Source organism: Aeromicrobium sp. Leaf350 (genome assembly GCF_916858655.1).
GTDB lineage: Bacteria > Actinomycetota > Actinomycetes > Propionibacteriales > Nocardioidaceae > Aeromicrobium.
This window is the reverse complement of the sequence record NZ_CAKASL010000001.1, coordinates 1,649,428-1,661,587: the sequence shown is the minus strand read 5'-3', so window position 1 is coordinate 1,661,587 and position 12,160 is coordinate 1,649,428. Positions and strand designations below refer to the sequence as shown.

The following is a 12,160-nucleotide window of genomic DNA, read 5'->3' as shown; positions in this document are numbered from 1 at the left end:
ACAGTCAACCCTGATTGTTTGTGGGGAAGAGCAACCACCCCGAACCGGGCCACCCGTTCGTCGAGTGGCTGCGAGCTCGGCGAGCGCCCTGACGCGTCAGCGCTCGGCCAGAGGGAGCGGGTCGTTGCCGGGGAGGCCCGCGAAGGTCTGGACCACGTCGAGCCAGCCGTCGGCGGCCTCGCCCTCCGCACGCACGTCGACGTCGACGCGGTGGCGTCGTCGGGTCGCGAGCAGCGCGAAGTCCCACGCGTCGCCCGTCACCCGGTTCTCGGCGCCCTCCGGTCCCCAGGTCCACTGCTCGCCCGACGGGCCCGTGAGCTCGACGCGCACCTCCGCGTCCGGGGCCTCGAGGCCCCGCATGAGGTAGGCGAACCCGCGCGTGCGCACCCCCAGGTGGCACACGTTGCGGACCCGATCGGTGCGGGGCACGTCGATCCCGAGGGCCTCGGCGACGTCCTGACCGTGCGCCCAGGTCTCCATGTGCCGCGCGGTCGCCATCGACGTGGCGCTCATCGGCGGACCGAACCACGCGATCTTGGAGCCGGCCGGCACGGCCTCGAGCGCGTCGGCGAGACGCTGCCGCGAGTCGCGCCAGTGGTGCAGCAGCGACTGCGGCGCGATCTCCACGAGCCGCTCGGTCTCGCTGTCGACGAACCCCGTGGGGTCCTGCTGGGCCACGCGCTCCAGGAGCTCCCACTCCTCCCCGCCGGCGATGGCCGCGAGGCTCGCCCGGTCGGTCCAGAGCAGGTGGGCGACCTGGTGAGCCACGGTCCAGCCCTCGGGCGTCGTCACGGTCTGCCAGCCGGCGTCGTCGAGACCCGCGACCCACCCGTCGAGCTGGTCGCTCTCGGCGGCGAGGTCGGCGATCACGGGGTTGCTCATCGTCAGGTCTCCAGCTCTCGGTCGAGGGTCTCGGCCCAGGCGTCGAGGATCGACGCCCGACGGGCACTGTCGTCGGTCAGCGAGGCGGCGAGCCCGAGCCCGCGCGCGAGGTCGAGCGTCGCCTGCACGAGCTGACGGTTGCGACCGAGCCGCTCGTCGATGTCGAGCAGCTCGATCATGTTGGCGTGGGCGTCGCGGCCGAAGCGCCGCTCGAGGCGCACCACGGCCTCGCGCAGGGTCTCGTCGGTGCGGGCCGCGACCCAGAGCTCGAGAGCCGCGAAGAAAACGGGCGAGACGTACTGGGCCGCGATCAGGTCGAGCGCCGCCCGGGTGCGCCCCTGCTCAGGCAGGTCGGCCGCGGTGACGCCGAGCTCGAGCCGCCGCCGCTCGGTGAGGAAGTCGACCGCCGCCACGACGAGGTCCTGCTTGCTCGGGAAGTGGTGCAGCTGGGCACCGCGGCTGACGCCGGCACGCTGGCTCACGACGGTCGTCGTGGTGCCCGTCCAGCCGAGCTCGACGAGGCACTCGACGGTGGCCTCCATGAGCCGCAGCCGCATGAGCCGGGTCCGCTCCCCCTGCGGCACGCGCACGGCCGACGAGGGGCCGGATCCGTCCGGGTCAGGGCTGGTGGACACCAGGACAGCATGGTGAGCGCCGCAGAAACAGTCAAGCGTGCCGGTTTCTGCTCGCACGCGAGGAGGTCGAACTTGGCTATCCTGCGGGACAGTCGCGGCAGGCAGTCACGACCGGGCCGGCGCCCTCCGGCCCCCATCGCACCGTGGGGACCCTTTCGATGAGCACCTTGCCTCCGCCGCCTGGCACTCCCGCCGAGACCTCGTACGGAACCGTGCCGCCCCCGCCCGGCGCCGGCACGGGCACCACGGCCGGCGCCGGCGGCGCGGGCGGAGGCGTGCCGCTCGGCCTCAAGATCGGTTTCGGCGTGCTCGGCCTCGTGCTCGTGGCGGGTGCCGCCTTCGGCGCCTGGGTCGTCTACGACAAGACGCTGGGCGGCGGTGGTCCCCAGCCGGCCGACGTGCTGCCGTCGAACACGATCGCGTACGCGCGCCTCGACCTCGACCCGTCCGCCAGCCAGAAGATCGCCCTCCTCGACCTGATCGACCGCGTGCCGCAGGTCAAGCAGGAGCTCGGGCTCGAGGACGTCGACTCCCAGGCCGACCTCCGCGAGGTCGCCTTCACCGAGTGGTTCGGCCTCGACGAGGCCTGTGGCGTCGACTACGACGACGACGTCAAGCCCTGGATCGGGGAGCGCGTCGGCCTCGCGCTGGTGGGCGGCTTCGACGTCACCGACGACGAGGCCGAGACGACCCTCAGCGTCGCCGAGAACGCCGTGCTCGTCGTGCAGGTGACCGATGAGGACAAGGCGCGTGACGGCCTCACGAAGCTCGCGTCCGACTGCGGCATCCTCGAGGACCTCTCCGACGAGCTCGGCGAGGACGTCGACGAGCCGGGCATCGTCTTCCGCGACGGCTACGCGCTCGTGACGATCAGCCAGGACAGCGCCGAGGCCATCGACGCCGCGGCCGACGAGGGCACCCTCGCGGGCGACAACGACAAGTTCGCCTCCGACATGGACACGCTCGGCGAGGACGGCGTCGTGTCGGCCTGGTACGACCAGGGCGCCCTGGTCATGAAGGCCGAGGAGGCCATCGAGGAGCTCGGTGACGACGCCCCGGCAGACCTGGAGGAGTTCCTCGACGCCTACGGCATCCTGGACACGACCGCGTTCACGATCCGCGCGAGCGACGACTCCCTCGAGGCCGCCGGCACCTCCACGCTGACGCGCGACATCGACTCGCCCGAGGCCGAGAGCCTCGCCGGGCTGCCGGAGGACACGATGATCGGCCTCTCGGTGATCGGCGCCGGCCGCCTCGCCGACAACCTCTACGAGACGATCCTGCCGCTCGGGGAGCTGTTCTTCGGCTTCAGCGACTTCGACTCGTGCTTCACGCCCGACGTCGAGCCGGCCGACCCGCTCGAGCCGACCGACCCGGCCAACCCCACCGACCCGGCCAACCCGGTCGAGCCGGGCGAGGAGGACTTCGACACCCAGGAGTGCGTCCCCGGCCCGACCTTCGAGGACCTCCTGGAGGAGTTCGAGGACGAGACCGACCTGACCTTGCCCGAGGATCTCGAGACGCTGCTCGGCAACGAGCTCAACGTCTACCTCGGGTCCGAGGGCATCGACGACCTGCAGCGGGCCGACGACCTCGAGGAGGCGCTGGAGATCATCCAGGCCGGCATCGAGTTCCGCTCGGACGGCGACGTGGCCGACGTGCTCGAGAAGCTCGTCGACTACGCGGGCATCCCGCTGGAGGTCACGCCGACCGACGACGGCGCGGTCCTGGGCACGAACGACGAGGCGACCGAGAAGCTCCAGGACGACGACGGCCTGAGCGGCACCGAGGAGTTCTCGAGCGTGATCGAGGAGCACGACCGCCCCCTCGGCGGCGCGTACGTCGACATCGACGCCCTGCTCGACGCGTTCAAGGCCCTCGGGGCGCCCGCCGACGAGCTCGACGACCTGACCTTCCTGAAGGCCTTCGGCCTGACGGCCTGGCTCGAGTCCGACAACGTCGTGAGCTACAGCGCGAAGCTCAGCTTCACGCCGCAGGACTGAGGGGGCCGGACCTCCGGTGGTCGAGGTGCGCCGGCGCTCCGGCGCCTGAGCCCCGGGACCCCGGCCGGTTCAACCCGCGTGGGTGCGGCGCCAGAACTGCCACCAGCGGCGGCGTGACGGCGCCGGCTGGGCCGGCTGGGCCGGCGCGACGGGCGAGCCCGGGACGACCTCCGCGTCGATCGGCTCCTCGGTGACGTGGTCCTGCTCGGTCACGTCGGGCTCGGGCGCGACGTCCTCACCGACGGCGAGCCGGGCGAACCGTCCGGCGAGCCGCACGGCCTCGCGGCTCTCCTCGAGCACGTCGGCCAGCACCGGGAACGCGTGCACCTGGCCGCGCCACAGGTGCGTCTCGACCTCGACCCCTCGGGCCGACAGCTGCACGGCCATCGCCTCCACCTCGGGGCGCAGGATCTCGTCCTCGACCGCCACCAGGAAGGTCGGCGAGTCGATCAGCTCGGCCGCTTCGAGCGGCGAGTCGCAGCCCTCGATCGCGCTCTCCTCGGGCAGCCACCGCCGGCGCACCACAGGAATGCGGCGCAGCGGCAGGTAGGCGTCGTTCATGCGGCTGACGCGCTCGATGCCCTTGTCGAGGCGTTCCGGGTCGAGGCTGAGCAGCGGCGAGAAGCCGATGATCGCGGCGGGCCGCTCCCATCCGCGGCGCGTGGCGATCTCGGCGACCTTCATCGCCAGGTAGCCGCCGGCGGAGTCGCCCGCGACGACGACCTTGCCGGGGTGCTCGGTCTCCTCCAGGAGGGCTCCGTAGGCCGTGACGGCGTCGTCGACCGAGTCGGCCACGACACCGTCGGGCAGCTGGACGTAGTCGACCGAGACCACGGTGGCGCCGGTCGCGAGCGCGAGGCGCTCGCACACTCGGCGGTGGGTCTCGATGCTTCCCGAGAAGAAGCCGCCGCCGTGGAAGTAGAGGACCGTCATCTCGCTCGGGGGTCCGTACCGGTGGTGCATCGCCTCGACGTGCACCCCGCCCAGGCGGTACTCGCGGCTCTCGACGTGGGGCGAGTGCGGCCGGCGGGCGGACAGCCCGTCGAGCCGGTGGATCACGGCCAGGGTGCGGTCGGTGAACGGCAGCAGGGCGAGGACCGGCTTCGCGACCAGACGCAGCCCGCGCGCCAGCAGCCGGGCCCGCAGGGTCGGGGCCTCGTGCACGATCGCGCTCTCGTGGACGACCTGGATCGGGCCACGTCCGCGGCGCACGACGCGCAGGGCTCCGTCGCGGGGGGCGGAGGTGCGGTCGAGCACGCTCGCCTGCCGCTTCCTGAACTCAGTCGCCATGCCCTCCACGGTAGCCACCGCTGACGGAAATGCACGGATACAGGGATGTATCTCACACGTCGCCACGCCGACGTCTCCGCAGGTCAGCGGCATCATTCACGCCTGGTCCCTTGCGGGATACCGACGGTATCTGGGACGGTGGGCCCATGGCAGACGTGACCCAGACCACGAAGAAGCGCCGGCGCCGTCCCCAGCCCGAGCACGTCCACGACGCCGTCATCGTCGGCGCGGGGTTCGGCGGGATGGGTGCCGCGATCGCGCTGCGCGAGCGAGGGCGGCACGACCTCGTGGTCCTGGAGCGCGAGGACGACCTCGGTGGCACCTGGCACGTCAACCGATACCCGGGCATCGCGGTCGACATCCCGTCGGCCACGTACTCCTACTCCTTCGCGCCCAACCCGTACTGGTCGCGGCTCTACGCCCCCGGCGCCGAGCTCAAGAAGTACGCCGACCACGTCGCGGCGCTGTTCCAGCTGCGTCCGTACATGCGCTTCGGCGTCACGGTCGAGCGCGCGACGTGGGACGACGCCACCTCCACGTGGGTCGTCACGCAGACCGACGGCGTCACGGTGCGGGCCCGCCTGCTCCTGACGGCGACGGGCTTCCTGTCGCAGCCGCGACTCCCCGACATCCCCGGCGTCGAGACGTTCGCGGGGAAGGTCATCCACACGGCGGCCTGGGACGCCGACCACGACCTGACCGGCGAGGACGTCGCGGTGATCGGCACCGGCGCGACCTCCGTGCAGCTCGTGCCCGAGGTGGCCCGCGTCGCGAACCACCTCACCGTCTACCAGCGGACGGCGATCTGGGTCACGCCGAAGCTCGACGGACCGGTGCCGCGCGCCGTGCAGCGGCTGTTCGCCTCCGTGCCGCTCACGCAGCGCATCGCTCGCGGGTTCGGCAGCGCGATCCTCGAGGCGATCATGGTCACGGGCGTGCTGCGCTACCAGCGGTTCAGTGCCTTCAACCGCGCCGCGGCGTCTGCCGCCACCCGTCACCTGCACCGCCAGGTCAGGGACCCCGACCTGCGTCGCCAGCTCACGCCCGACTACTCCTTCGGCTGCAAGCGGCCCACGTTCTCGAACACCTACTTCCCCACGTTCAACGCCCGGCACGTCGAGCTGGAGACGACCTCGATCGACCACGTCGACGAGCGCGGCATCGTCACGACCGACGGCCGCCGCCGCGACATCGACACCCTCGTGCTCGCGACGGGCTTCGACCTGTGGGACGCGAACTTCCCGGCGTTCACGATCGAGGGCGTCGGCGGCCGGGACCTCGGCGCGTTCTGGCGGTCCGAGCGCTTCCAGGCGTACGAGGGCGTCAGCGTCCCGGGCTTCCCGAACTTCTTCAGCCTGAACTCGCCGTGGTCGTACTCGGGGCTGTCGTACTTCACGACGATCGAGTCGCAGATGAAGCACATCGACCGGCTGCTGACCGAGGTCGACCGCCGCGGTGCCACCCGCTTCGAGGTCACCGAGGAGGCCAACGCGCGCTTCCTCGACCAGGTGCGCCGGCAGGTCGGGTCGTCGGTCTTCGCGCACGGCAGCTGCGGCACGTCGCGGAGCTACTACTTCAACCAGCACGGCGAGGCCACGCTGCTGCGACCGACCTCGACCCTCAACGCCTTCCGCGAGGCCGGCCGCTTCCCCCTCACCGACTACACCATCGCCGCCTGACCCCTCGCGAGAGACTTTGTTACCGGTGGCGAGAGACCTTGTTGGTGGACAGGAGTGACGAACTCGCTCCTGTGCACCAACAAACTCACTCGCGAGGGGTAACGAACTCTCTCGGGAGCGGTCCGGGGCTCGATAGGGTCGAGGGCATGGTGACGCTCGCGGACCTGCAGGTGACCCGGCTCGGCGAGTGCACGGTGCCGTCGCCGCTCGCGTCCTACGTGGGCGGTCGGGCCACGAACCAGTACTACGTGGGCGAGGACGACCGCATCCTGTTCGACGACACCGTCGAGCTCGTGCGCTCCCGCGGCCTGCCGCTCGACGAGATGCCCTCGTTCGAGACCGGTGGCCCCCGCGCCGACATCTTCTTCGCGCCCGAGAAGACCCGCGTCGGCATCGTGACGTGCGGCGGACTGTGCCCCGGCCTCAACGACGTCATCCGCGCCCTGGTGCTGGAGCTGCACGAGCACTACGGCGTGACCGACGTGACCGGGTTCCGCAACGGGTTCGCCGGCCTCGTGCCCGAGCACGGGCTCGCCCCGATCCACCTCACGCCCGAGTTCGTCCAGACGATCCACGAGCGCGGCGGCACGGTGCTGGGCACGTCCCGCGGCGCGCAGGACATCGGCGTCATGGTCGACACGCTGCAGCGCCGCCGGATCGACATCCTCTTCGTCATCGGCGGCGACGGCTCGCTGCACGGCGCCCACCGCATCGCGCAGGAGGCGCTCGCCCGTGACGCCGGGATCGCGGTCGTCGGCGTGCCGAAGACGATCGACAACGACATCCCGCACATCGGCCAGAGCTTCGGCTTCCAGACCGCGTACTCCCGCGCGGCCCAGTCGATCAAGGCCGCGAAGATCGAGGCCGAGGCAGCGATCAACGGCATCGGCCTGGTCAAGGTCATGGGCCGGCACGCCGGCTTCATCGCCTGCTACTCGGCGATCGCCAACCACGACGCCGACTTCGTGCTGATCCCCGAGGTGCCGTTCGAGCTCGACGGCGAGAACGGCCTGCTCGCGCACGTCCGCCGCACCGTCGAGGCCCAGGGTCACGCGGTCCTGGTCGTCGCGGAGGGCGCGGGCCAGGAGCACCTGCCCGACGCCGACGCCCGTGACGCCTCGGGCAACAAGAGGCTCGCCGACATCGGCCGCCTCCTGCGCGAGCGGATCGGCGCCGACTTCGAGGGCCGTGGCGCGGAGGCGCTGTTCCGCTACTTCGACCCGGGCTACTTCATCCGCTCGGTGCCGGCGGACCCCGCCGACTCGGTCTACTGCGCCCGCCTCGCGCAGACCGCGGTGCACGCGGGCATGGCCGGACGCACCGACCTGGTCGTCGGGCGGCGGCGACACCGCTTCGTGCACGTGCCGATCGCCTACGTCACGCACCGCACGCACGGCGTCTCCCCCGACGGCGACCTCTGGCTCAGCGTCCTGGAGTCGACGTCGCAGCCCCACGACATGACCTGAGCCTCCACCGGGTCGTTGAGGAACCCCTTTCGAGGCTCGTTCCGGGTCCTGAGGTGCGAGGGACGAGCCTCGAAGGGCGCACCTCACGGGGCGGAGCAGGTACTCCGCCGGGTGTACGCCCACCGGCTCAGACGGGGGCGAGAGGTCGTCTCCCGGGGCGACGCGGTGTCGAGCCGGCGCCGACAGGCTCGACGCATGTCACTCTCACTCACCGAGCGCATCAGCGCCCACCCCCGCCGCACGCTTGCGGCCCTCGTCCTGTTCCTGGTCGTCGCCGGCGTGTTCGGAGGGTCCGTCGCGGGCGCCCTGGACAGCGACGGCGGCTTCGTCCCCGACGGCGCCGAGTCGGCCGCCGCGATGGACCGCCTGACCGACGCGACCGGCGCGGCCGCCGGGCCCGGCATCGTCGTGCTGGTCGACGCAGACGCGCAGACCAGCGCCGACGAGGTCGCCGCCCGGCTGTCCGACCTTCCAGGGGTCGCCCGGGCCGAGGCGCCGCCGGGCGCCGGCCCCGACACCTCGACCGCGCTGGTCCTGGCGACGCTCGAGGGTGACGCGAACACCGACACCGTGGCCGCGGACGCGGTCGAGCTGTTCGGCGACGAGCCCGGCATCGAGGTCGGCGGGCCGGACGTCGCGTTCTTCCAGATCAGCGAGGCGATCGGTGAGGACCTGGCCCGGGCCGAGCTGCTCGCCCTGCCGATCCTCGTCGTGCTGTCGATCCTCTTCTTCCGAGGCCGCGCCGCCTGGCTCCCGCTCATCGTCGGGCTCACGACGGTGCTCGGCACGTTCCTGGTGCTCGCCGGGATCAACCAGGTCTACGGCCTCAGCGTGTTCGCGCTCAACCTCGTGATCGGACTCGGCCTCGGTCTGGCGATCGACTACACGCTGTTCCTCGTCACCCGGTACCGCGAGGAGCTGGAACGCCAGGGCCCGACCGCAGGAGCCATCCGCACCACGATGCGCACGGCCGGCCGCACCGTCGTCTTCTCCGCGGCGACCGTCGCCGTCGCCCTCGCGACGCTGACCGTGTTCCCGCTCGGGTTCCTCGTGACGATGGGCATCGCCGGCGCCGCGGTGGCCGTCGTCGCCGGGGCGGCCGCGCTGCTCGTGACCCCCGCCCTCCTCGCCCTGTGGGGCGCGAAGCTCGCACGGAAGAAGCGCGCGGACGGCGTGGCCGGCGAGACCCGCTGGTACCGCTTCTCGCACGCCGTCATGCGCCGACCCGGCGGGATCGCGATCGTCACGACGCTCGTCATGCTGGCGCTCGCCCTGCCGGCGCTGCGCGTCGAGTGGACCCCGATCGACAGCACCGTGATCCCCGAGGGGCAGAGCGCCCGCACCGTCGCGGACCGCCTGGACGCCGCCGGCGACACCTCCGACCCGGTCGTCGTCGCCCTCTCGGACACCACGGCGGCAGGCGCCGAGGACTTCGCCGCGGAGGCCGCCGACCTGACGGGCGTCGACGCCGTGGCCGAGCCCGTCCAGCTCGACGACACCACCTGGCAGCTCGCGGTCACGGCCGACGGGCCACCCCAGGGCGACACGGCCCAGGGCGTCGTGGCCGAGCTGCGGGACCTGCCCGCGGACGGCACCGTCGAGGTCGGTGGCGCGGCGGCGGAGTTCGTCGACCAGCAGGCCGCGATCGGCGACCGTCTCCCCCTCGCCCTCGGGATGCTCCTGGTGCTCACCGTGCTCGTGCTCTGGCTCATGACCGGGTCGGTGATCCTGCCGATCAAGGCCGTCGTGATGAACGTGCTGACGGTCGGCACGGCGCTGGGCGCCCTGATCTTCGTCTACCAGGACGGGCGGTTCACCGAGCTGCTGGGCTACACGTCGAACGGCGGCATCGAACCCACCGACTTCCTGGTCGCCGCAGCCCTGGTCTTCGCGCTCTCGACCGACTACGGCGTGTTCCTGCTCGGACGCATCAAGGAGGCTCGCGACAGCGGGGTGCCGGAGCGGGAGGCGGTGGCCGTCGGGCTGGGCCGCACCGGCAGCGTGGTGACGGCCGCGGCCATCCTGCTGGCGGTGGCGATCGGAGCCTTCAGCACGAGCTCGATCTCGTTCATCCAGCAGATCGGCGTCGCCACTGCGGTCGGCGTGCTGGTGGACGCGTTCATCGTGCGCTCGCTGCTGGTGCCGAGCCTCATGGCGCTGATGGGTCGCTGGAACTGGTGGTCGCCGCCCGCCCTGCGCCGGCTGCACGACCGCATCGGGCTCAGCGAGGGCGAGTCGCCGGTGGTCGCGGCCCCGGCCCCGGTCGCGCTGCCCGAGCCGGCACGTACTCCCTGAGGACGATGACACCGCCCGGGCCCGGCACTACCGTCAAACCATGACGACCCGAGCCCGGGCGGTCGCCGTCGACCTGGCCCTCACGACCGCGCTCGCCACCGCGATGTTCGTCGAGGCCATCATCTCCACCAAGGTGGATGGCGGGTTGTCGCCGGTCGGGGCCTTCGCGATCGTCGCCGCCGCGGCACCGGTCATGCTCCGCCGGCGGGCCCCGGGAGTGGCGTTCGCGGCCTGCCTGCTGCTGCTGTTCCCGCTGTTCGCCGCGGTCGACATCTACCAGACCATCCCCTTCCCGAGCGTCGTCACGGCCTACGCCCTGGCGCTGCGCGGGTCGCGGGTGCAGGTCCTGGCGGCCTGGGTCGCCGCGAGCGCGACCGTGGTCGCGACGATCTCGATCCACAGCGACCACGGGCTGCTGCACTTCGAGACGGTCAAGAACCTGGTCATCGTCGTCGTCCCCCTGCTCGCCGGGCTGGCGGTCAGCAACTACCGCGCCTACCTGTGCTCGCTGGAGGAGCGCGCCGCCATGGCCGACCAGAAGCGGGAGGAGGAGACGATGCGCCGCATCGGTGAGGAGCGTCTGCGCATCGCCCGCGACCTCCACGACGTCGTGACCCACTCGATGGTCGCGATCAACGTGCAGGCCGGGGTCGCGGCGCACCTGCTCGACCGCGACACGGAACAGGCCCGCGCGAGCCTGCTCGACATCAAGCGGGTGAGCGGCGAGGCGCTCAGCGACCTCCGCTCGGCCCTGGAGGTGGTGCGCGGCGACGACCTCGACGCACCCGTCGCCCCCACGGCCCGGCTCCCCCGCATCGACGAGCTCGCGACCGGTCTGCGCGCCGCCGGCATCCACGTCGACACGAGCGTCGAGCCCGGGGTCGAGCTGCTGCCGCCCGAGGTCGACGAGGCCGCGTTCCGCATCGTGCAGGAGGCACTGACCAACGTGCTGCGCCACGCGCGTCCGCGGCGCACGACGGTCACGGTGCGCGCGGTCGACGACACCGTCGAGGTCGACGTGCACGACGACGGTCGCGGGTCGGTCGCCAGCCCACACGGCAACGGCATCACGGGCATGCACGCACGCGCCGCCGCACTGGGCGGGTCCGTCACGGCGGGGCCGGCCGACGACGGCGGCTGGCACGTCGCCGCCCGCATCCCGGTGGGTGCCCCGTGAGGTGGGTCCCGTGATCCGCGTCCTGCTCGCCGACGACCAGCACCTCGTCCGCGCCGGGTTCCGCGCACTGCTCGACTCCGAGCCCGACCTGCAGGTCGTCGGCGAGGCCGTCGACGGGTCGCAGGCGGTCGAGCTGGCCCGCACGCACCGCCCCGACGTCGTCCTGATGGACGTGCGCATGCCGGTGCTCGACGGGCTGCAGGCGACGGCGCAGATCTGCGCCGATCCCGCGTTGGCCGGCACCCGCGTGCTGGTGCTGACGACGTTCGAGCTCGACGAGTACGTGTTCGGCGCGCTGCGCGCCGGTGCGTCCGGCTTCCTGCTGAAGGACGTCGAGCCGGTCGCCCTGATCGAGGCCGTACGGCTCGTGGCTGCCGGTGAGGCGCTGCTCGCGCCGAGCGTCACGCGCACCGTGATCGAGGCGTTCGCCGCCGCGCCCGTCGGGGCGGCGTCCGCCGCCGGCGCGGCCCTGGACGCCGACCCCCGCATCGCCCCGCTCACGCCGCGCGAGCGCGAGATCCTCACCCTCGTGGGGCGCGGGATGTCGAACTCCGAGATGGCGGCACAGCTCGTGGTCTCGCCGCTGACCACGAAGACCCACGTGGCCCGGCTGTTCCAGAAGCTCGGCGTGCGCGACCGGGCGCAGCTCGTCGTCGTGGCCTACGAGTCCGGCCTGGTGGGTCGCGACGCGTAGTCGACCGTTCACGTGTCGGTCGCCGGGTCCACCATGCGA

The 12,160-nt window shown here is 72.3% G+C and carries 9 protein-coding genes; 6 read left to right on the top strand and 3 right to left on the bottom strand.

Annotated elements, in window-relative coordinates; all coding sequences use genetic code 11:
* Positions 1-96: 96 nt before the first annotated feature.
* On the bottom strand, positions 97-882 hold the full coding sequence (locus tag LO931_RS08385) for a TIGR03084 family metal-binding protein (RefSeq protein ID WP_229052951.1): 786 nt from the start codon (positions 880-882) through the stop codon (positions 97-99).
* A 2-nt stretch (positions 883-884) separates the two neighbouring features.
* Positions 885-1,517 (bottom strand): TetR/AcrR family transcriptional regulator, encoded by a 633-nt coding sequence (locus LO931_RS08380; RefSeq protein WP_229052949.1) that lies wholly within the window; start codon positions 1,515-1,517, stop codon positions 885-887.
* A gap of 158 nt (positions 1,518-1,675) precedes the next feature.
* Between LO931_RS08380 and LO931_RS08375 the strand changes: the two genes are divergently transcribed.
* Positions 1,676-3,520 (top strand): DUF3352 domain-containing protein, encoded by a 1,845-nt coding sequence (locus LO931_RS08375; protein WP_229052947.1) that lies wholly within the window; start codon positions 1,676-1,678, stop codon positions 3,518-3,520.
* Between the two features lie 69 nt (positions 3,521-3,589).
* On the opposite strand, the gene LO931_RS08370 is transcribed toward LO931_RS08375, so the two are convergent.
* Complete coding sequence (locus LO931_RS08370) at positions 3,590-4,810, bottom strand: alpha/beta hydrolase (RefSeq protein ID WP_229052945.1); 1,221 nt, start codon at positions 4,808-4,810, stop codon at positions 3,590-3,592.
* 146 nt (positions 4,811-4,956) lie between these two features.
* On the opposite strand from LO931_RS08370, the gene LO931_RS08365 reads away from it, so the two are divergent.
* From LO931_RS08365 to LO931_RS08345, 5 genes are all read left to right on the top strand, one after another.
* Positions 4,957-6,489, top strand: a complete 1,533-nt coding sequence (locus tag LO931_RS08365; protein ID WP_229052944.1) for an NAD(P)/FAD-dependent oxidoreductase — start codon at positions 4,957-4,959, stop codon at positions 6,487-6,489.
* A gap of 146 nt (positions 6,490-6,635) precedes the next feature.
* Positions 6,636-7,955, top strand: coding sequence for an ATP-dependent 6-phosphofructokinase (locus LO931_RS08360; protein WP_229052942.1), 1,320 nt, complete (start codon positions 6,636-6,638; stop codon positions 7,953-7,955).
* Positions 7,956-8,150: 195 nt separating this feature from the next.
* Positions 8,151-10,250 carry an MMPL family transporter gene (locus LO931_RS08355; protein ID WP_229052937.1) on the top strand — a complete coding sequence of 700 codons (2,100 nt, stop codon included), beginning with the start codon at positions 8,151-8,153 and terminating at the stop codon, positions 10,248-10,250.
* Between the two features lie 40 nt (positions 10,251-10,290).
* Positions 10,291-11,427: a sensor histidine kinase gene (locus tag LO931_RS08350; RefSeq protein ID WP_229052936.1), complete on the top strand. Its 1,137-nt coding sequence runs from the start codon at positions 10,291-10,293 to the stop codon at positions 11,425-11,427.
* 10 nt (positions 11,428-11,437) lie between these two features.
* A complete protein-coding gene (locus tag LO931_RS08345) occupies positions 11,438-12,121 on the top strand; it encodes a response regulator transcription factor (protein ID WP_229052935.1) in 684 nt (227 codons plus the stop codon).
* Positions 12,122-12,160 lie beyond the last annotated feature (39 nt).

Excerpts from the sequence above, each read along its gene's own strand:
- LO931_RS08385 (WP_229052951.1), bottom strand. The coding sequence starts at position 882 with ATGAGCAACCCCGTGATCGCCGACCTCGCCGCCGAGAGCGACCAGCTC.
- LO931_RS08375 (WP_229052947.1), top strand. The coding sequence starts at position 1,676 with ATGAGCACCTTGCCTCCGCCGCCTGGCACTCCCGCCGAGACCTCGTAC.
- LO931_RS08370 (WP_229052945.1), bottom strand. The coding sequence starts at position 4,810 with ATGGCGACTGAGTTCAGGAAGCGGCAGGCGAGCGTGCTCGACCGCACC.
- LO931_RS08365 (WP_229052944.1), top strand. The coding sequence starts at position 4,957 with ATGGCAGACGTGACCCAGACCACGAAGAAGCGCCGGCGCCGTCCCCAG.
- LO931_RS08360 (WP_229052942.1), top strand. The coding sequence starts at position 6,636 with ATGGTGACGCTCGCGGACCTGCAGGTGACCCGGCTCGGCGAGTGCACG.
- LO931_RS08355 (WP_229052937.1), top strand. The coding sequence starts at position 8,151 with ATGTCACTCTCACTCACCGAGCGCATCAGCGCCCACCCCCGCCGCACG.
- LO931_RS08350 (WP_229052936.1), top strand. The coding sequence starts at position 10,291 with ATGACGACCCGAGCCCGGGCGGTCGCCGTCGACCTGGCCCTCACGACC.